Source organism: Paenibacillus sp. FSL R7-0189, from assembly GCF_037969925.1.
In the GTDB taxonomy this organism is placed as follows: domain Bacteria; phylum Bacillota; class Bacilli; order Paenibacillales; family Paenibacillaceae; genus Paenibacillus_AQ; species Paenibacillus_AQ odorifer.
On the sequence record NZ_CP150223.1, the window covers coordinates 5,951,965 to 5,971,902 of the forward strand.

The window sequence follows — 19,938 nt, forward strand, 5'->3', positions numbered from 1 at the left end:
GTGGGTGTAATCCAGTAAAATGATCAAAACTGAAGGTGACTATCATTAATCATCATACCAAGAAGGTGCAAAGGAAATGGAAAGTGGAGATTTGAGAATATTTCAAGCGGTTGCTCGCGAGGGTAGTATAACGAAGGCTGCTCAAGTCTTAAATTATGTCCAGTCAAATGTGACAAACCGGATTCAGTATCTAGAAGCTCAGCTGAAAATCCCCCTATTTCGCCGATCCAATCGAGGGATGACGTTAACGCCGGCAGGTGAGAACTTACTGGCATATACAGACAAAATATTATTACTAATGGACGAGGCTGTAATAACCACACAATACTCTGAGCACCCTACTGGTCCGCTCCGTTTAGGTTCCATCGAAACAACAGCGGCTACTCATCTAACGCCTCTGCTAACCGAATATCACTTACGATATCCCGATGTTAATCTATCGCTTATAACGGGAGAAACGCATAAACTCTTACAAAAAGTGCTTGATTACCAACTAGATGGAGCCTTTGTTTATGGACCCATTGACCAGCCTGATATAGAACATGTAGTTGCTTTCGAAGAGGAGCTGGTGCTTATCTCACAACCAGGTAAGAGCGATATGCGCGAATTGCTTACAAAGCCAATGTTGTTTTTCGACGTCGGATGTACACATCGTGCCAAAGCTGAGAGTTTCCTAAATGAAAGCGGGATGAGCTCTTATAAGATTATGGAATACGGAACGTTAGATGTAATTCTAAGTGGGGTTTCCGCTGGACTCGGCGTGTCTATGCTGCCCCAATCTTCGATCTCTAAGGCCGAAGAGGCGGGAGTAATTACTTCCCACCGTCTGCCAGAAGGATATCGAGATTTGCAGGTATGGTTTGTGTATCGCCGGAACGCGGTTTTTACTAGTGCGTTGTCAAAATTAATCCAAATGATCGAAGAAATATAGCAACCTACATATTGGGGTTTGATTATATTCGAGCGCAAAGCTTGTATATTAATCAAACCCTTTTCAGCTTTTTCCGATTATACTTGGTATGTCTTGTTCCCGTCTACTCACCACGAATCACTCGAAAACCTTGATCAGGACCCATACCATTCGCTTCGAACTTTCCCCGAAATGAAATCTCGTTGTTGTTAATGCCGCCGATCCACCCGCCACCCTTTACAACCCGGAAAGAACCGCTCTTACTATCTATATCTCCGTACCAGTTCCAACACCATTCCCTAACATTCCCTGACATATCGTAAAGACCTAGCTCATTAGGTTTTTTGCCACCAATAGATTTTGTTTTGTTATGGTTGTTTTCTATGATCGGCCAGTTCCAATCTCCTGATAAGAATTTGTCTCCAGCGTTTTGCCAATACCATGCTACTTCATCTGCTTTATTGCTTCCACTGTAGGTGTAACTTTTGCTCAACTGTCCTCCACCCGCAGCATATTCCCACTCTGCTTCTGTAGGCAATCGGTAACCATTAGCTCCTGCATTGAGTGTTACTGTCCATTTTAAAGTATCGTTATCACTTTTATTATTCGGATCTTTTTTATTTTTATCTATATTGTAATAGGGTTTGAGCCCCTCTTTTATACTTCTTTTATTACAGTAATCTATTACGTCATACCAGTTAACCATTTCTACTGGCAAGTTGTCGTCTTTGAATGCTGAAGGGTTGCTTCCCATTATTTCAACCCACTCTTTCTGAGTAACTTCATATTGGCCGATATAGAAATTTGATATAGTTGTACTTTTGTAGTTGGAATTTGTGTTAATGAAATTTCCACCTTTGACCAATACATAAGTATCCTTCTGTTCAGGCTTTTCTTGCGAACAAGCGCTGATAGTAACAACTATTAAAAGAGAAATTAATAGTTTTCTCATGGATATATCTCCTTTCCAACCACTGGTATGTAGTTAAGTATCATTTGCTGAATGATCTAGAATGATCTAAGGCTGCCGGTTGTGGACCGACAACCTTAGCAATGATAGTGATTACTTATAGATAACCTGTTATTACCACACTGTTACGTTTGAGCTTCCGCTACTTTGATATCCTTCTGTCGCTAATACCTGGTAAGACCAACTGCTGCCCAGATTCATTCCGTAACTTTTCCAAGCATTAACGTGGTTGGCAAAAGTGATCGCGACATTGCTTCCCGTTGCTCGCTTGGATTGTCTTACACTCCAAAACTGTGTGAAGGTTGCCGTACCATCAATAGAAGGGGCGTTCGTTCTCGTAGTCGTATATATATCATATGTGCCTCCATCACTAGTCACGGTACCTTTATAGGTTCCAGTAGGTCTATAAGTGCCCCAACTATCAACGACGTAATATTCTATGAGGGAGTTTCTCGTCCACCCATAAAGAGTTAAATACCCATTGCCGGATGGTGCCCAGACGCCTGCATTGTAGTTTATTGTTCTAGATGGGGATCCAGTATTCCAACCTTTACCAACAACAAAGTTACCAGTATTTGACCATGTAACACTGTAATTCCCACCAGATCCATTAGTAGCATTTACTGTCCCGCCACCATCGGTCCAATTTTGCCAATAGTCTGTCGCTGCACTTGAGGTTGCTGCAAACAAGCTGAAACTCATTGAAGCGGCCATAATTACAGTCACGATTTTCTTGTTAAATTTAAACATAATCTACCTCCTGAAATTTTTTGTCACTACATACCTACATACTGCTTGTCTGTATTTCTAGTAGTCGAAGCAATTTCTTGTTGGGGCAGATTCGCAACACCACTTCCTTCCATATATATTAATGTAAGCGATTACATATGGAATCTTATCATAGATCGTTTACTATTTAATCTCTTCAAATTAAAGCTTTTACCCTAAAAAGTATTGTTCTTTTGGGATACCTTATTCACTGGATTTTTGTATCTGCCACAATTACAATCCAGTATTTTTTAGTAACAAGTTCATAAACCAAGGCTTAATCAGTGGTAAGACTACTGCTGGTTGCATAGCTTTTGTATGGTCCATCTGGGCTCCCAAAAGGATTTCAACATCCCAGCCTAAATCCGCCAACTGCTCCTTATTCTTTTTTAACAACCCGACGATGTCAACGGTAACGCTCCCGAAATTTTCACCGTAAACGATCGTATCATTTCCACCTGCAAAAGCTAGTTTAGGGAGACTAAGCAAATGTTGAATACTGCGATCATCAAAGGCTGTGAGGCTCTGGTATAGAGAGACAAATTGTGCTGTAACACGGGTATCTATGGTAACCTTTATATTGTCCCAATCCATTTCGTTTGGATTCTCCGATCCTGTTGGGCTTTCTACAGATTCATTTTGGTTACTCAAAGCTTGTGTATGTGTTTTATGGGTCACAACCCTCATTTCTTGATAGGGGCCATTATAGGGTGGAAAACCTCCCATTACCAAACTCTCCAAGCGATCTGTTCTTATAGCCATTTGCAATCCAATCAACGCAAGCCAGGAATAACCGTAGTAACTAAAGCTTGTAACATTCATTTCATCCGCAATGTGGAGTAGATCCTTCACAATATGATCTGCTGTTAGATTTTCCACTGGATGTTGAAATAGATGACCTTCATAATCGAAATAAAGCACTTGAAAAGTGTCCGCTAATCCTTCAACAAAATGTTTACCTAATTCGGGATCTACTCCCCATAGCTTTAAGTTTTCTGCTTCTTGATTGTACACAGATTTTTTAGCGATGGGTAACATGATGGTTGGACGATCTGGAAGCCCTGCCATACCTACTTCTATTTCTGATTGGTTTGCTAATTGTATTATCTTTTTCAATGAACTCACTCCTTTATGTTCTATAAAAGTATCATATAACATTCATGCAATCTTTCGGTTCATCCCTCTACCTCCCTTGATATATCTGCCTAAATTCGATTTAATATTGTTGTAGCACTTGAAGGTTCAACTTTAATGTTTTGGGGCGATGATGATTATGGAAGAGATATATACACCTACACTGATAGCTAGGCAATTAAATGTGAGTACCACTACTTTAAGGAGATACGAAGATCAAGGTTTAATTCCAGATGTACCAAGGACCGCCAGCAACCGCAGATGTTACACTTCCATCCATGTGCAAGCTTTTATTACCATTCGGACATTATTGCAGGGATATGAAATTCCGGTTGTGTACGATGTGATGAGGAAGATTAAAGGCCAGCAGATGGAGTCTGCTCTTTGGGCAATCAATCAGGAGCAACATAAGACCCAAGTGGAAAAAGAAAGGTTAGAGGAAGTTTTACGCATGTTTCGGGATGTTGATTTATCAAAATACAAAGATTTAACTGTAACAGATTCAATGACGATTGGTGAAGTTGCACAAATGGCAGGAGTTAATCCATCAGCTATTCGGCATTGGGAACAAGAAGGGCTAATCTCTTCGAATAGGAACAAAGATAATAGCTACAGAGTCTTCACTTTAACGGAATTAAGAAAAATTATTCTTATCAGCAGTTTAAGGAAAACCGTTTATTATATCGAGAATATGAAACAGCTTTTGAATGAAATAGAAACACATAACTACAAAAAAGTGGAGGTATCCTTTCAGCTTGCCTTACAAAAATTGAATTCTCAATTAACGAAGCAATTTTTCGCGATAGCTGAACTTACAAACTATGTTAAATTGTATAAAAGTAATGCCAAGTAACATATTGATCATAGAAAAAGGACTACCTTGCGGTAGCCCTTTCGTGCCTATTTGAACTTGATGTCAACAATCTTTCCGCTTTCCACAAAACCAATATTTCGATACACCTTATTGGAGTCAGGATTCTTTAAATCAGCATAAAGCATGGGCACTAAATCCTCCGATAAAAGAACAGAACATAACTCTGCTACTAGTGCACTTGCATAACCTTTTTTCCGGCAAGACGGAGGTGTGTATACCGCATTTAATCTAGAATATCTTGCCGACCGATGTGCAATGTACGCCATCGATACAGGTTTATGGTCTACAAACCATAAATACAAGTCACCTGTCTCAATCATCCTCTTGGCATCTAGAATTATAGTTTCTGGGTTCACCGTAATCCCATAAGCCCCCTCTGAGAAACCCGCCAAAAATTCTGCTACAATGGCCACATTTTTTCTCGTTGCTTGTTGCATTATGCCCTTTACGTTCAAAGGTTTCTTTGGATCTGTACAGAAATAAGATTCTATAGTCATCGTGGACTCATATTGAAGATTATTTGCCTGAGAATACAGCTGTGCAAAACGTTCTGTTGTTTTTGGTTCTCCAGATACTCCCGATAATGTTGTCCCTTTAAGGAATTCTATAAGTTCTTCGTAGAGAACGATCTTCTTATCCTCGGCAATCTCCTTAGAACTCCAAAGCCATGCGTTATGTCCCGTTGACTGGGCATAGATCATTGTTTCACCAGAATCTTTTAAGCATCTAGAACTCTTCGACTCGCAAATAAGGTGAATCAGGTTGTATTGAACCTCATCAGCAATAAACATATCCTGGCTTAGTATGCGATCGGAAACATTGATTGTTTGGAACATCGTTACTCCTCCTTATTTATTTATATGAACGCAAAAAACTCCGTCCCATTAGGGACGGAGTAGATTCCGCGTTACCACCCTGATTAGTGTATTCGTGAATACACCCTCTCTGCCATCGTCCAACAACGATGCTTCTTTGTAACGGCAGAATCCCGGGCCCGCCTACTATGATTTCGGGAGCCAGCTCTGAGGCGATTGTTCGATTCGGGTGTCCACTGCCTCGCACCAACCGGCAGTTCTCTGATCGACATATCCGGATTTACTTGTCCTCTTCGTCGCATTTGATTGCAATGTAATTAAATACAATATAAAGTAATAGGGATTTTATGTCAATAATATATTATTGTTCATTGCGAAAAAATACTAAGCACCAAATTGTCTTAAATGATGGTCTAGATGTTTATAAATCCCTTTACCCCATTGCTCCGGAGTGAATTTTCCGAAAAAAGGATGTGGATGGGATGAACATTTTTCCGGACCGTTACTTTGAAAAATTAAAATCTTTTGTTTCAGTATTTCTTTTTCTTTCCCAAAATCTCTGTCATCTAAAATAAGTATGGTCGGAATTGTTGACATATTGTGTGGTACCGACTTGTCATTATAAAAAATAGATTTTATAAAACTTCCTATTAGCATTCCTAGCCAATTTCTAGGGGGAAAGGAGTTTCCAATTGCGATGTCTTGAAATGCAGAACAGTGAGCCAACATTTGAGCAACATTCATTTTTCCCCATTGCGGTTTAGAATTTGGACTTAAATTCTCGATACGGCTCAGTATTTCTGCGGTATGTAATTTGTTATATATATTTTCCATAAACACACTCCCCATTTCGATTTTCTGTTTTTTTCAAAAGTTAGCATGAAATTGTCAATAGAGTCTGCTATCTTATCCTATTGCTCTGGTACAAGTACAAGTTTAGTTATTAGATGCTGGTTCCACTCAGGATATTGTTCGTAGATAGCACCCAATATTTCTGCACCAGCTGGAGTAAGTTCAACCAGCTGGACGAAAATCTTCTTGGGCTATTATATTCATCGTTGCAACATTACAATTCGAAGCTACTACCAATCTAATCTTCGCCCTTCTCTATCATTCTATCCTTTATTCACTATCATGTCCGCTAACGTAACAAAGTTACCCATAATGCAGGTAGCTCCTCGTCTTAACTCGTTATTTAACTATCGTTTCCTGTTATCTTAATATTTTACGGAGAAATTTAATCCACTTCGGCTCGTATGCTTCGCTAATTGGAATCCCTGTATAATAACTATGATAAGGGTCCATTTCCCATATCTTTAAAAGCCCCTCGGAAACTTCATACTTAAATATGGGAGAGCTTTTGTCCGCCCTAATATAATACTTATTGCATGCAACACAGTACAAAATCTGCGATTCATCGGAGAAATATGAATAAATATTAAGCTCAGTGTTACAGGCTTCGCATCGACGTATTCGATTGCGGTTTAGCCAATCAATAAATAGTTTCAGATTATCATCTCCTCCGTAAAACAAGGAATATCCTTCGCAAACTAACGTGTCCCGTAATTTCAACAACCTACGGATTTCTGCAATACAGAAATACTTTCCTTTAGGAACGCCCTGTTCTTTTCAATCCCTCTATTTTTACACCAGACAACAGCACTAAAAGCATCGTAAAAATTATAAAAGGGTAGTATTGTTTCCAAATCCATTAGAGGACGAATTGTTGAATATCCCTTTTTATACGAAATTCTACTTTGAGGATTCACTTCCCAAACATATCGGTTAATTTTTGTGAAATCAATTTCAGAGGATCCACCCCGTGCACTCTCAAAATCAATAATTCCAACAACCATATTATTATTTGTTAGTATATTACCTTGTCGAAAATCCATATGAACAACACACGGGCCATCAGGAGGAGGTAAAACTGAGAAAGCACCCTCAAAGTAATTAATACATTTTTCGAAAAGTCCTCTCTCAAGGACTTCCTTGCAAGGTTCTATAAATTTTTCAAAGCTATTTCTTATATAAAGTCTCCAATTGTTCTGATTAGAAAATTGAAAACCGTCTAATCCTTCCACACCATATCCCGGCATTTTAACTTCATGCAGGTTTGCGTGAAGTAACCCAATTTGAAATGCTAATTCATCGTCAATAGCACCTGTACATGGTATACCTTTAATCTCAGATAAAAGTAATGCACCAGAGATTAAGTCATCCCCACTCCAGAAGTCTAACACTTTTGGAACCGGTAATACCTCTCTCAACATTTCAAGCATACGATATTCGCGATATAGCTTATCCCTGTTATAAGGGATCTTCGCATACACCGTTTCTCCATTAGTAAGATTCAGCTTGTATACTTGTGAACTAAAGGACTCAGGAACATTATCTATACTTAATACATTAAGGTTAAATCTTTTTATGATCATTTCTACTAAGTTCAACTCGCACCTCACATGTTATGAATGAAATAGTAATTAGTTCAGCTATCTTTTTCTTAATTTTATTTGAACTATCCTAACCGTTAGTGCAATAAGATTACACTTAGCTCTTTTTCTTTCTTGCTCTCAGGTAAATGACTGAAATCACTACTAGTACTATTGCAATTACGATATACAAATCAGTATCCTGCTCAAACATTAACCACATCTTGTATTCTATGTGTACTTGCTGTTTGGGTCGAAGTCCTTCACCGAATAGTTCTGTTGCTTGGTTAAGGTTATTCATTTCAATGGTTGAACTGCATGGACTACTGCTTGTTACGCCATCCACTTCGCTAATGTATATTAAGTATTTATTACCTTCCTTAAAATCAAAACCCCAAGTGTAGTCTGTTCCCACAATAATTTGAGAGTCAACTTCAGTATTCCAACTTCGTTCAACATCCACTAATATATATCTGATTTTCTCTTTTGGCCCCGCAAATCCTTCTTGTTTCAAATCAACCTTTATTTGTTTTACTTCACCATAAATAGCTCCACCGTAGACCTCTAGGGCTTCTTGGGGACTTCCTATCTCGACACAGGATAAAGCTTTAGCATCTTGTCCATTTGCAATAAAGAACGCGAATGTAAATAAACATATTAACGTGATTAAACGAAGATTCAATTTACCACCTGCTCTTATGATTTTATTTCATAACATCTTTATTGACTTTATTAATAGGTGAAATGTTGCACTAATTTTCCAGTTCCTTCAATGAAACAGGGAGTACACCTAGATGGTATGCTCCCTATTTGGGTGAGAATAGTATTCTGTTAGCCATGCATGCAGCGCAAGCGCCGCACCTAAGATGATAGTAGTTAATTAGCTATATTATTAAATTAACGCACCGGTAGCTTAATAATAACCTGCAACTCCTTATTTCTCCCAAAGCTCGATCAGTCGACCTTCTGGGTCTTCAATCCAAATAAACTTTCCAAATTCACTAATCTCTATTTTCTTTGCAAGAGGTACACCAATCTGTTCAAAATGCTTAATCGTCTCGTTTAGATCATGCACTTGGAAATTTAACATCACTTGTTGTTCTATTGGAAAATAACTGTCATCCTCGGTAAAGAAAGAAAAGATAGTCTCATTTCCCACTTGAGGTTTTATCACAGTCCCATTCCAATTCTCTATGTCAAGCTTCAACACCTCACTGTACCACTTTTTTGTAGCTTCAAGATTCTTAGTTCTCCAGAATATTCCTCCGAAACCTTTAATCATCGTATCTACACTCCTGTCTGCATTGAATTTTCTAATAATGTACCCTTTAGGATTAAGGAGAATCCACCGTTAACTTCCAGTCATTACATCGAAGGTTAGTGCCAACGGGGGATTCAATATCACATTCACAATAAACGAGAAGCCAAGCTTATAACAAATGGCATTAGAAGCAGGAGTGAAGTCTATCGGACCCTATAGTCGCTATTTACCATAATCCGGCTCATTTGAGAACCTATCGGACTCTATAGTCGCTATTGGCTCGAAAAGCCCTCATATCGCCATGTTTGGAACGAATAACGCCTCTGGGGTCCGAAACACTTCTTAAAATCCAAAATTCAGCCAAATAGCTGCATCTGAGTCCGATCGCTCATCGTGAAGAGAGAGTGTGGGAATACAATACGCCAAACAAGCAGCATAGTCGCACGTCCGGTATCACAGACGCCAAACAAACAGCATAGTCGCACATTCGGTATCACAGACGTCAAACAAGCAACAAAGTCGCACATCCGGTATCACAGACGCCAAATAAGCAGCATAGTTGCACATTCGGTATCACAGACGCCAAACAAGCAGCATAGTCGCACATCAAGTAATACAAACGCCCTACAGCAAATTCGAGTACTCAAGTGTTCAAGGAGTTACATCATGCTTCTTCAATGTGGGGATCATTCCTCCTAGCCCCACGCAGTGTCCGTTGCTCATTACTTCTCCTTCTTATGTAAATAATCTTCATTTTAGATTCTAGATTAGAAATATTTGCTATAATGTTCTCATGAAAAATAAAACTATTTTAAACAAATTAGCTATCATTCTACTTTTTATAAGCATTCTCTTTGGCCTACGCTGCATTTGGTTGAGTATATTTAAGGTTTCCAACACTGTACCTGTGATTAACAATGGTGTACTGGATTTACGCGGCCAGGATCTGGAGCAGTCTAACTTATTCAGGCTGGATGGTGAATGGAGCTTCTATCCTTCGCAATTCGTAACGTCCAAGGATATTTCAACTTTAACAGAACCTTCCCTCCCGCTTCAAGTTCCCGGAGACTGGAGCCGCGCGATAGGAACGGATGACCCTTCTTCGTACGGTTTTGGTACTTACCGTCTGCGAATTTTGGTAGAACCCCTTCAGCAGCCTGTAGCATTGTGGATCAAACAAATCTATACTGCATCCAGCGTAGAAATTAACGGTAGCCTATTGCTCAATAATGGGACAATATCTCTTGATGCCGATACTTATGTGCCCAAAACCACCTCATATAAAGTATCCTATTTCACAAAAAACACAACAGTAATTGATGTGCTTATTCGTGTAGCAAACTTTGATCTACCTTATAAGGGGGGGATTGCAGGGCCTGTTTATTTTGGTTCTCAGGAAAAAGTTGACCGTACATACTTTTATACCGTAGGTTTTCAAATGTTAACAGCAATCATCCTGTTGTTGCATGGGCTCTATGCCTGCATTCTTTATTTATTTAATCCTAAAGAACGAGCCTTGTTTCTTGTAGGGTTAATGACATTATCCGTAGCTGTTATCATTTTAGCCCGTAATGACAACTTACTTCTTGCAATAGTGCCGATTAATTATACCTGGTCATTAAAGATCCGCTTGCTTGCTTTTTTGTGGCAAAATCTTTTTATTCTTCTTGTTTTTAGAAAATTCACCTCAGTTGCCAAAATCAATAAGTGGTTACGTGCATACGTAGTGAGTCTTGGTCTTTATTCTGTTTTTATACTTACTGTCCCAGCTTATTGGGTCAGCACATCCATTCATTTGGGAATCATTCAAGTGTTCCAGTATATTCCCTTCATTTGGTTGCTCTATAGCTTAGGGCGCTTATTGTTCAAAAAGCAAGATGATAAAGATGTTGTTTTTCTGCTGTTATCAGGTGCGGCGATCGTTTCTAATTTGTTATGGAATTTGTGGGATAGTAACGGACACTATTCAATTGTCTATTATCCTTTGGATATTATCGCAGCCATCGTGGGCTTCTCAGCTTATTGGTTTAAAAAGTATTTTCAAAATGCTAAAGAGAACATGGAACTGAATGAGCAGCTGAAAAAAGCAGACAAACTTAAGGACCAGTTTCTCGCTAATACCTCACATGAGCTGCGCACACCGCTTCACGGAATCATGAATATCGCACAAAATATTGTCACAAAGGAAAAGGACAGACTTTACGAAAGTAGCCGTCAAGATATGGAGCTGCTGATTACAATCAGCCGCCGTATGTCTCATATGCTTGGTGATCTACTGGATGTGGTCCGTCTTCAGGAGCATCGTGTTATTTTACAACAGGAACCTATTTCGGTTCAATCGGTAGTTCCCGGTGTGATTAGTATGCTTCAATATATGATTGAAGGTAAGCCAGTACAGCTATCTATGGATATCCCGGAAGCTATGCCGCCAGTTCTTGCGGACGAGAAAAGACTGGTGCAGGTTTTATTAAATCTGGTGCACAACGCGCTCAAATACACCGAAGCAGGACTTGTAGCTGTTAAGGCTGAGGAACAGGACGGACAGGTTCTTATCTATGTGACAGATACTGGAGTGGGCATGACTGAAGAGACTATGGCACGGATCTTTCTACCCTATGAGCAAGGTCCTCACGGAATAAATGACGGGCGTGGAATTGGGCTGGGATTAAGCATATGCCGACAGCTGGTAGAACTGCATGGGAGCAGCCTAAGCATTCAATCTGAGCTTGGTAAAGGTTCAACTTTTAGTTTCACACTCTCTCTTGCCGATTCTTACAGCGAACAGATAATAAGACAGACGGAACCTACAGTTTCGTATATGGCAGATGAGATTCATAGACAGATGACTGAGTGGGGAATTTCCGAACACCAGCCAAGTAACCACTCTGAAAAAATTCCGCCGCTTTTTACAGAGATTAAGGTAAATATTCTGGTGGTAGATGATGATCCTGTCAATCTGAATGTACTAAAGGGTATTCTTGAAACCGAACCTTATATCATAACTACCGTGAACTCAGCCAATGAAGCATTGGAATTGTTGGATAAAAGGAACTGGGACTTACTTATTGGCGATGTTATGATGCCACAGATGTCGGGATACGAATTAACACAGAAGGTTCGTACTCGCTACTCCTTATATGAGCTTCCGATTCTATTGCTTACTGCCCGTAGTCAGCCTGAGGATATTTATACTGGATTTTTGTCCGGTGCCAATGATTATGTCACAAAACCTGTGGACGCAGTGGAGCTTAAATATCGTATTCGGGCTTTAACTGCAATGAAGTTATCCTTCAATGAACGGGTGCGGATAGAAGCAGCATATCTACAAGCACAGATACAACCACATTTTTTATTCAATACGTTGAACTCTATTGCCGCACTCAGTGATTTGGATACTAAAAAAATGCAGGAGCTCATTGGTGCGTTTACTTCTTTCTTAAGAATCAGTTTTGACTTTTTAAATATCGGAGAGCTCGTGAACCTCTCCCATGAACTGGAATTGGTAGAATCTTATCTGTATATTGAACAGACTCGATTTGCAGAAAGGATATCTGTTGTCTGGAGGATAGATCCGAATATTGATATCCTAATCCCTCCTCTATCCATCCAACCGTTGGTAGAAAATGCTGTTAAGCACGGTATACTTAAGCGCCAACAGGGTGGAACTGTTCAAATACGTATTATCCGTCTGCACAAGACTGTAAAGATTGAAGTGGAGGATGATGGGCAAGGCATGGATTCCGGAACACTCTCTTTACTGCTGAAGCCATTGATGGAAGGCAAAGGTGGCATCGGGCTGGCCAACACCCATCGGAGGTTAAGTCAATTATATGGTCAAGGTCTCTCGGTCCAGAGTAAGCCTGGAGAAGGCACCTTGGTATCCTTTGTTGTACCAGAGGACAGTGATAACTTTTCAAGCAAAAAAGCCGCTCCATAAGGAGTGGCTTTTTTTGTATCTTTATCTATATCCTTTCAGAGTAAGCTTAAAAAATAGTCGGCACCATTCCCCCATCCATGCGAATTGGAGAACCTTTAAATGCAGAGGCATAAGGACTGCATACAAATGTTGCTAGTCTGCCTATTTCAAAAGGTTTAATAAATCGTTGTATTTCAGATTGAGGAAGATTTGTAGTCATAAATTTTCTTTCTTTTTCTGAAAAAGTCATATCTTCATTGGAGTATATCCCATCAATAATTTGATGCACATTTTCAGATAGTGTTGGTCCTGGCATGATTGTATTGACTGTAACTTCAGTTCCTATCGTTAACTTAGATAAGCTTTTTGACAATGATAATAACATTGATTTGGTCATTGCATATTGAGGCATTTGGCCTGAAGGCATAATGGCTTCTTCACTAGCAATAAAGAGAATGCGGCCATAATCTTTTTGTAACATTTTAGGTAAATAGAATTTTGTTAATCCATTCGCAGCAAGGACATTAGTGCGGAAGTATTTTTCAAATATTTCGTCGTCAACGTCCTCATATTTCATAATTTCATAGATACCCATATTATTAACTAAAATATCTATATTAGGGTATTTTTCGAATAAAGCTTCTCTTTGCGCAATATCCACAATATCCGCTGTAGCATTTTGTGGAGAGGTAGCCGGGAAATTCGACTTTATTTCATTTACAGTCTGTTCTACCTGATCATAATTCCGTCCATTAATTAGTACATTAACCCCTTCTTTAGCGAGTTCAATGGCGATTGCTTTACCAATACCTTTTGTTGATCCTGTAATTAAAGCTGTTTTATTATTTAATCCCATATCCATATTACACTTCTCCTTTTATCACGGCGTGCTGAGTAGTTGTCATTTTAAGAACAGTCCTGTGTGCCGGCTAGGATTATATTATCGTACCGGGGTTGTTCAGTAACTAGCGGATTGCGCCAAAGTTCTTGTTTAACACGCCAATGATAAAACTCTGAAAATACTGTTTTTATGAAGAGGGTATCGAGTTTAAACCTAAATGTTCATTACGCCAATTTGAAGGAGTGTCACCTTCCCAAAGACGAAAGGCACGGTAGAACGAGTTCTGGTCTTCATATCCAATCAAGAAAGCCACTTCTTTAATATCAAGCGAAGAATCTGCCAGATACTCTCGTGCTTGCTCATGTCTAGCTTGTGTAAGCAATTGCTTAAAGCTTGTGTTTTCTTCAGTAAGCCTGCGTTGCAAGGTACGGTCACTCATACTTAACGCCTTCGCAACAGCTTGAATGTCAGGGCGTCCTCCGCTGAAGCTGCGTTTCATGATCCATTTGACCCTCTCGGTTATAGAGCGTGTGCCCTTCTGTTCAGCAAGCGTCCGGTCCAAAACGGGAGTCAGAATCTCCAGTAACTCTTCGTTGTACGAGATAAAAGGATGATTCAAATCATTTCGACGCAACGTCAAACGATTATATTGAGCATCTATCTGAATTCGGCAGCCGAAATAAGCTTCAAGAATCTTTACATTTCCTATAGGCTGTGAAAACTCGACAAGCTGTGCTGTCAAAGGTAGGCCTGTGCCTCGCCGTCCGAGTTCTAGAAGAAATGCCAAAGTGAGGCCGAGCAGCAGCGGTGGACCAGAATGCCCGGGATGCTGCCATTCCAATTCGATTGTACATAACTCGCCTTCCTCGGTAATACGCAAGCTTTCAGGAGGGCACATTTGTTTGTATCGTACCATTCGGTTAAGAGCATCGCGATAGTCCTTAGCATGGTATGTTGCTAAAACCGTCGGCGGATATTGTGTGGTTTCAAAGACGGTTGCAAGCTTAATGATTCCTTCGGCAGTATCTCCAATGAGATCGGAATATGCCTGCCAGACTGCGAAATATTGGGCGGTGGTGACTTCTGACTCTGTGATCTGGCTAAGTGGAAGATTTGCTTTGCTGGCTACATCTTGTGCAGTTATCCCTAATTGACTTAATCCAGCCCAAAATCCTGGTGGGATTTTAATTTGATCAGAGGTATGAGACTTCATACATATGGACCTCCTTTATTAAGAACTCCAGCACGCTTGGGCAAGCAGTTCGAACGAATGCAATCGTTTCTCATAATCTGGAATCATGGTAACGATAATGAATTCATTAACTCCATACAAAAGAGATAACCGTTCCAACTTACCTTTAACACTTTCCGGAGTACCTACCAGCAGCTTACGTTCCAAGGGCTCAGACTTCGCTTCGGCAGAACCTTCTTGTTGGAATAATGTCGTACCAGATGAGGCCAATCGCTCTGCCTCTTCCTCTGTCTCGGCGCAAATGACGCCAACAGCAACCATGGCCTGCGGTTCAGGAGAAAGTGAAGAAGGAGTAAATGTTTCACGGTAAGCTTGCAAAACCTCCTCCCCTGCTACATCGCTCATGAACTGGCCGAACACATAACCTGCTCCAAACTCGGCAGCATATGCCGCGCTTTTCTTGTTTGTACCCAGCAGCCATAGCTCTGGAGATACGGGTGGGACCGGACGGGCGGTTATTGAACGTCCTTCATAGGAATAGTTACCCTGCAATAATTCAGTGACTCCTTTAAGCAGTTCTGGCATTTTCCAAACATTTTCGAGAAAATTGCCACTCAGTGCTAAACTTACTTCAGCAGTACCGCCGGGAGCTCTGCCTAATCCAAGGTCGATGCGTCCCGGGTACAAACTGGCCAGCAAATGAAATGCTTCCACCACCTTTAGCGGCTTATAATGTGGCAGCAATAAAGCGCCTGAGCCAAGGCGAATGTGTGTTGTTTTCGCTCCAATATGCGATAAAAGCACCTCCGTAGAGGTACATGCTAATCCCGGCATATCATGATGTTCAGCAACCCAATAACGAGAATATCCCAGTCTTTCTGCTGTCTGAGCCAGCTTCACTGCTTGTCCCAATGCGGTACTAGCATCCACCGTATTAAAAACAGGTACGAGATCTAATACACTAAGCTTAATGGATGTTCTTGTCATGATTAAGTCCTACTCGAGGGTTTCGGTAAAATTCGATCATATCGATAAAAATAAGCTTGTAATCAACTGCAACCGCGGCCAGATCATACATTCGGCCATGGCCGTCTTCTTTGGAGGCAAAAACAACATCGTGCCGCAGCTTATCCATAATCATTTTGCCGATGAACTGATGCTCGTATTCCGCGTACTTCTCTTTGAAAGCTTCATTAAATTCCCACAGCTCTTGGTAAGACCGCTCTAGCATTGCGTTTACCAAAGTCAGCTCATTACCCTCTTTTTGTACAGCCACGTAATAATTTCCGCGATCATCCTTGATCAAATCCTTATATAAACCAACGTTCAAAGTTAACGTCTCCTCTCTGATTACCTAGGACTCAATTTTATAGGCTTGCAGTCAACACCGTTGGCTCTGTCGTGATTTCTACATTTCCTGCAACGGCTCTAGAGATCATGCAGGAGCCTTCTGCTTTATGGGCAATTCGGATGGTTTTATCGATATCGTCCTGTGACGCATCTTTGGTAAGGGTGATTAGGGGTGAATGTTTGATGGCTTCATATGTAAAAATGTTATTCGTTACATCTACCGTCGCCTCTGAGGTTAACGTCAGCTCTGTAGTCGTAAGCCCTGCCCGCTCCAGCATTGCTGCAAGTGTAATGAGATAACAGGTTGCTGCTGCTCCCAAAAGCATCTCATCCGGATTCGTTCCTACTCCGGGTCCTCCCATTTCCTTCGGAATGGAGATTTGAGTCTTAAGCTGTCCAGCTTCAATAGTTCCGTCACTGTTACGGCCACCGTTCCATACGGCGTTTAATATAAATGGGTGCTTCATTTTTATATATCCTCCCTAGCTTGATATTGCATGATATATTTTTCATCGAATACTTTACATGCTAACATAGAAGAATGTGGTGAACAAACAGGCTCAGGCCTACTATTCATGAAACTTATCTATAAATTAAAATCCAGGAGGTTCTACCATCATGATAAACGACACGGATATCAAACATCTTAAGCGTTGTATTGAACTTGCCCGAATTGCACTCGAAGCTGGGGACGAACCCTTTGGTTCTGTCCTTGTATCAGCAAGTGGCGAAGTGCTGGCAGAAGACCGCAACCATGTAGGTAGCGGTGACCATACTCAGCACCCCGAATTCTCTTTAGCCCGCTGGGCAGCTCAGAATATGACACAGGAAGAACGTAAGAAGGCAACAGTGTATACCTCCGGAGAACATTGCCCTATGTGTGCAGCGGCACACGGTTGGGTTCATTTAGGACGAATTGTATATGCGAGTTCCTCGAAGCAATTATCGGGGTGGTTAAATGATATGGGAATTGCAGCATCACCCGTCCGTAATTTAAGTATTCAGGAGGTTATTTACGATGCGTTCGTAGATGGCCCTGTACCGGATCTTGCAGAACAAGTACGGGAGCTTCATCTACAATTTCACGAGAAAAGACTTCTTCAGTAATACGAAGAATCAAAAATAATTTATTTTTCCGTAAAAAAAGAACCTTTGGATAAAGGTTCTTAGGCTGTCGAGAAAGTCTCGACAGCTTTATTTATGTCCAGAAAAGAGTGATTTCACATCCCTTTACCTTTTATTATTCTTAATTACTTCGCTAAAGCGGTCAGGGAAATTTGTATGTACACCATCTACACCCCAAATTACGGCTTTATCCATATTCACTTGATAATTCACAGTATATGGAAACACCTTTAGCCCTGAATTTTTTGCCTGCGCGACATATGCCGCATTTATTTTTTGAAAATTAGGACTTATGCCTACCGCATAAGTTTTTAATCTATTCACATAGGATTCTGATATTTTATAAACAGGGAAATCATACCATACAATTTGATAAAGAGGGACTGCTGGATTTATGGAATGGAATCTACGTAAACTCGCTTCACTAAATGAATGTATAGCAACATGAGCCGACAGATCATAATTTAAGATTTCTTCATTTAACAATGCCTCGATGTTCGAATTCGACGTGGGATCTTTAATCTCAATCATATAGTCCACTTCTTTTCCGAACCTTTCAAATACCTCTTTTAGTGTCGGAATACGTAAATCTACATATTTATCTCTAGCGAACATGGGATATTGTTCATTAAACCATGAACCCGCGTCTAATTTTGAGATCTGCTCTAAAGTAAAATCCTTTACATACCCTTTAGCATTCGTGGTACGATTTACGGTCCCATCGTGAATAACAACAGGAACATGATCTTTTGTTAACTGAATGTCTAACTCGATATAATCGGTCTTCATATCAATAGCTAGCTCGAATGCAGGTATTGTATTCTCAGGAGCATATCCTGAAGCACCACGGTGAGCGATTGTATATACTTTATCCGCAGGCATGATAATTTCCTTTACTTTAATGCGAATCCAGGGGGAATAAGCATACAAAGAGGTGAACAATAAGATTAATAAAAGCACATGTATACATATAAAGTAGATTCTAGAATTTTGAATTTTTTGCATTAAGCTGACCTCATCTTTTTAAAAATATAATGTAGAATACTTGGTGTCTTTCGCTCTAACATTCATTCTTGTGTAAAATTATGATTTATATTCCCTTATGTTAATCCCACCTCAATGTATTTGTAAGGTATTTGTAAGGTCAAAGTTTGGAGATTTCTATTGTACCAGATTATCTAGAGAAAATATTGCGAGGCAGCATAAATGGGACAGGGTCTGCAAGGTCAAGAAGCAACATCTAAACTTTGTGGGGTATAAACTATAGTTGCTATATATACAGAGTCCTAAAGTTCTTATACCATTAACTTTGTAAGCGATTAACTTTATAGGAGGAAATGACTTGACAAAGCCAGTGCAACCCAATGAACCTCTCGTAACTCATATTTATACTGCGGATCCTTCTGCTCATGTATTTGAAGGCAAAATTTATATTTATCCCTCTCATGACCTGGATCACGATATGATCTCTAATGACAACGGTGACCAATATAATATGGAGGATTACCATGTTCTGTCTATTGATGGAGATGGCTCCACTTGTATCGACCACGGTGAAGTACTTCATGTGAAGGATGTTCCATGGGCTAAACAGCAAATGTGGGCTCCGGATGCAGCATACAAAAACAATACCTACTATTTGTTTTTCCCAGCCCGAGACCATGACGATATTTTCCGAATCGGGGTTGCCACCTCAGCTTCACCTTCCGGACCCTTTACACCTGAACCGAACTACATTCCTGGCAGTTATAGCATTGATCCCGCTGTTTTCGTTGATGATGATGGCAAATCATATATATACTTTGGGGGTCTTTGGGGCGGTCAACTTGAAAAATGGCAAACCGGCTCATTTGTTGCGGATGCCGAGGGACCGGCTGAAACGGCACCAGCTCTTGGACCTATCGTAGCGGAGCTGAGCGAGGACATGCTGAGCTTTGAAGGTGAGCCTAGAGAAATATCCATCATCGATACGAATGGAAATCCGATTCTTGCTGGAGATGAAGAGAGAAGATATTTTGAAGGTCCATGGGTTCATAAATATAACGGTTATTATTATCTTTCTTATTCCACGGGTACTACCCATAATATTGTATACGCTATCAGTAAAGATCCGCTTGGGCCTTTTGTATATCAAGGAAAAATACTTACACCCGTCCTGGGCTGGACAACACACCATTCTATTGTTCAGTTTAAAGAGAAATGGTATTTATTTTATCATGATAGTTCTTTATCTGGTGGTGCTGACAACAAGCGTTCTGTAAAATATACGGAGCTGAAATACAACGATGATGGCACCATTCAAACCATCCATCCTTAGTTTTTATTGAAATGGAGTGCATGCTGGAGTGCA

General features: G+C 40.3%; 19 protein-coding genes and 1 other annotated feature. Of the genes, 5 read left to right on the forward strand and 14 right to left on the reverse strand.

Going from position 1 to position 19,938, the window contains the following annotated elements; genetic code table 11:
* The first annotated feature begins 76 nt into the window (after positions 1-76).
* Positions 77-931, forward strand: a complete 855-nt coding sequence (locus MKY63_RS26040) for a LysR family transcriptional regulator (RefSeq protein ID WP_038574483.1) — start codon at positions 77-79, stop codon at positions 929-931.
* A gap of 103 nt (positions 932-1,034) precedes the next feature.
* Here the strand turns inward: MKY63_RS26040 and MKY63_RS26045 are convergent, their stop codons facing one another.
* From MKY63_RS26045 to MKY63_RS26055, 3 genes are all read right to left on the reverse strand, one after another.
* A complete protein-coding gene (locus tag MKY63_RS26045; protein ID WP_076274496.1) occupies positions 1,035-1,862 on the reverse strand; it encodes an SUMF1/EgtB/PvdO family nonheme iron enzyme in 828 nt (275 codons plus the stop codon).
* A 132-nt stretch (positions 1,863-1,994) separates the two neighbouring features.
* Positions 1,995-2,630, reverse strand: a complete 636-nt coding sequence (locus tag MKY63_RS26050) for a glycoside hydrolase family 11 protein (protein ID WP_036677315.1) — start codon at positions 2,628-2,630, stop codon at positions 1,995-1,997.
* A 252-nt stretch (positions 2,631-2,882) separates the two neighbouring features.
* Positions 2,883-3,764: an alpha/beta hydrolase gene (locus MKY63_RS26055; RefSeq protein ID WP_076274592.1), complete on the reverse strand. Its 882-nt coding sequence runs from the start codon at positions 3,762-3,764 to the stop codon at positions 2,883-2,885.
* A gap of 157 nt (positions 3,765-3,921) precedes the next feature.
* Here MKY63_RS26055 and MKY63_RS26060 point away from each other — a divergent pair, with 157 nt between their 5' ends.
* Positions 3,922-4,635: a MerR family DNA-binding transcriptional regulator gene (locus MKY63_RS26060; RefSeq protein WP_076274495.1), complete on the forward strand. Its 714-nt coding sequence runs from the start codon at positions 3,922-3,924 to the stop codon at positions 4,633-4,635.
* 47 nt (positions 4,636-4,682) lie between these two features.
* Here the strand turns inward: MKY63_RS26060 and MKY63_RS26065 are convergent, their stop codons facing one another.
* The 5 genes from MKY63_RS26065 to MKY63_RS26085 all read right to left on the reverse strand — a co-directional run bounded on the left by MKY63_RS26065 (position 4,683) and on the right by MKY63_RS26085 (position 9,185).
* On the reverse strand, positions 4,683-5,492 hold the full coding sequence (locus MKY63_RS26065; RefSeq protein WP_076274494.1) for a GNAT family N-acetyltransferase: 810 nt from the start codon (positions 5,490-5,492) through the stop codon (positions 4,683-4,685).
* A 47-nt stretch (positions 5,493-5,539) separates the two neighbouring features.
* Positions 5,540-5,777 (reverse strand) — a binding site (T-box leader).
* 78 nt (positions 5,778-5,855) lie between these two features.
* Positions 5,856-6,305, reverse strand: a complete 450-nt coding sequence (locus tag MKY63_RS26070) for a DUF1569 domain-containing protein (protein ID WP_076274493.1) — start codon at positions 6,303-6,305, stop codon at positions 5,856-5,858.
* 734 nt (positions 6,306-7,039) lie between these two features.
* Entirely contained in the window at positions 7,040-7,921 is an 882-nt protein-coding gene (locus MKY63_RS26075; RefSeq protein ID WP_036677327.1) for a phosphotransferase, read from the reverse strand.
* A 100-nt stretch (positions 7,922-8,021) separates the two neighbouring features.
* Entirely contained in the window at positions 8,022-8,585 is a 564-nt protein-coding gene (locus MKY63_RS26080; RefSeq protein ID WP_326047130.1) for a hypothetical protein, read from the reverse strand.
* 252 nt (positions 8,586-8,837) lie between these two features.
* Entirely contained in the window at positions 8,838-9,185 is a 348-nt protein-coding gene (locus MKY63_RS26085) for a VOC family protein (RefSeq protein ID WP_076125591.1), read from the reverse strand.
* An 853-nt stretch (positions 9,186-10,038) separates the two neighbouring features.
* On the opposite strand from MKY63_RS26085, the gene MKY63_RS26090 reads away from it, so the two are divergent.
* On the forward strand, positions 10,039-13,101 hold the full coding sequence (locus MKY63_RS26090) for an ATP-binding protein (protein WP_339810334.1): 3,063 nt from the start codon (positions 10,039-10,041) through the stop codon (positions 13,099-13,101).
* Between the two features lie 46 nt (positions 13,102-13,147).
* Here MKY63_RS26090 and MKY63_RS26095 read toward each other — a convergent pair whose 3' ends face one another.
* From MKY63_RS26095 to MKY63_RS26115, 5 genes are all read right to left on the reverse strand, one after another.
* Positions 13,148-13,942, reverse strand: coding sequence for an SDR family oxidoreductase (locus MKY63_RS26095; protein ID WP_339810337.1), 795 nt, complete (start codon positions 13,940-13,942; stop codon positions 13,148-13,150).
* Between the two features lie 166 nt (positions 13,943-14,108).
* On the reverse strand, positions 14,109-15,134 hold the full coding sequence (locus MKY63_RS26100; RefSeq protein ID WP_339810340.1) for a helix-turn-helix domain-containing protein: 1,026 nt from the start codon (positions 15,132-15,134) through the stop codon (positions 14,109-14,111).
* An 18-nt stretch (positions 15,135-15,152) separates the two neighbouring features.
* Positions 15,153-16,100 carry an LLM class flavin-dependent oxidoreductase gene (locus MKY63_RS26105; protein WP_339810342.1) on the reverse strand — a complete coding sequence of 316 codons (948 nt, stop codon included), beginning with the start codon at positions 16,098-16,100 and terminating at the stop codon, positions 15,153-15,155.
* Positions 16,081-16,443 (reverse strand): hypothetical protein, encoded by a 363-nt coding sequence (locus MKY63_RS26110; protein WP_339810343.1) that lies wholly within the window; start codon positions 16,441-16,443, stop codon positions 16,081-16,083. The genes MKY63_RS26105 and MKY63_RS26110 overlap by 20 nt, the downstream gene beginning before the upstream one ends.
* A gap of 37 nt (positions 16,444-16,480) precedes the next feature.
* Positions 16,481-16,930: an OsmC family protein gene (locus MKY63_RS26115; protein WP_339810344.1), complete on the reverse strand. Its 450-nt coding sequence runs from the start codon at positions 16,928-16,930 to the stop codon at positions 16,481-16,483.
* A 151-nt stretch (positions 16,931-17,081) separates the two neighbouring features.
* On the opposite strand from MKY63_RS26115, the gene MKY63_RS26120 reads away from it, so the two are divergent.
* The gene (locus MKY63_RS26120; RefSeq protein ID WP_339810345.1) at positions 17,082-17,570 is read left to right on the forward strand and encodes a nucleoside deaminase; all 489 of its coding nucleotides are present in this window, start codon (positions 17,082-17,084) and stop codon (positions 17,568-17,570) included.
* 123 nt (positions 17,571-17,693) lie between these two features.
* Here the strand turns inward: MKY63_RS26120 and MKY63_RS26125 are convergent, their stop codons facing one another.
* Positions 17,694-18,593, reverse strand: coding sequence for a glycerophosphodiester phosphodiesterase (locus tag MKY63_RS26125; protein WP_339810347.1), 900 nt, complete (start codon positions 18,591-18,593; stop codon positions 17,694-17,696).
* A gap of 337 nt (positions 18,594-18,930) precedes the next feature.
* On the opposite strand from MKY63_RS26125, the gene MKY63_RS26130 reads away from it, so the two are divergent.
* Positions 18,931-19,905 (forward strand): glycoside hydrolase family 43 protein, encoded by a 975-nt coding sequence (locus MKY63_RS26130; RefSeq protein ID WP_339810350.1) that lies wholly within the window; start codon positions 18,931-18,933, stop codon positions 19,903-19,905.
* Positions 19,906-19,938: the final 33 nt, after the last annotated feature.

Coding starts and splice junctions, on each gene's coding strand:
- MKY63_RS26060 (WP_076274495.1), top strand. CDS start 3,922: ATGGAAGAGATATATACACCTACACTGATAGCTAGGCAATTAAATGTG.
- MKY63_RS26050 (WP_036677315.1), bottom strand. CDS start 2,630: ATGTTTAAATTTAACAAGAAAATCGTGACTGTAATTATGGCCGCTTCA.
- MKY63_RS26065 (WP_076274494.1), bottom strand. CDS start 5,492: ATGTTCCAAACAATCAATGTTTCCGATCGCATACTAAGCCAGGATATG.
- MKY63_RS26100 (WP_339810340.1), bottom strand. CDS start 15,134: ATGAAGTCTCATACCTCTGATCAAATTAAAATCCCACCAGGATTTTGG.
- MKY63_RS26120 (WP_339810345.1), top strand. CDS start 17,082: ATGATAAACGACACGGATATCAAACATCTTAAGCGTTGTATTGAACTT.
- MKY63_RS26125 (WP_339810347.1), bottom strand. CDS start 18,593: ATGCAAAAAATTCAAAATTCTAGAATCTACTTTATATGTATACATGTG.
- MKY63_RS26115 (WP_339810344.1), bottom strand. CDS start 16,930: ATGAAGCACCCATTTATATTAAACGCCGTATGGAACGGTGGCCGTAAC.
- MKY63_RS26070 (WP_076274493.1), bottom strand. CDS start 6,305: ATGGAAAATATATATAACAAATTACATACCGCAGAAATACTGAGCCGT.
- MKY63_RS26045 (WP_076274496.1), bottom strand. CDS start 1,862: ATGAGAAAACTATTAATTTCTCTTTTAATAGTTGTTACTATCAGCGCT.
- MKY63_RS26085 (WP_076125591.1), bottom strand. CDS start 9,185: ATGATTAAAGGTTTCGGAGGAATATTCTGGAGAACTAAGAATCTTGAA.
- MKY63_RS26105 (WP_339810342.1), bottom strand. CDS start 16,100: ATGACAAGAACATCCATTAAGCTTAGTGTATTAGATCTCGTACCTGTT.
- MKY63_RS26095 (WP_339810337.1), bottom strand. CDS start 13,942: ATGGATATGGGATTAAATAATAAAACAGCTTTAATTACAGGATCAACA.
- MKY63_RS26040 (WP_038574483.1), top strand. CDS start 77: ATGGAAAGTGGAGATTTGAGAATATTTCAAGCGGTTGCTCGCGAGGGT.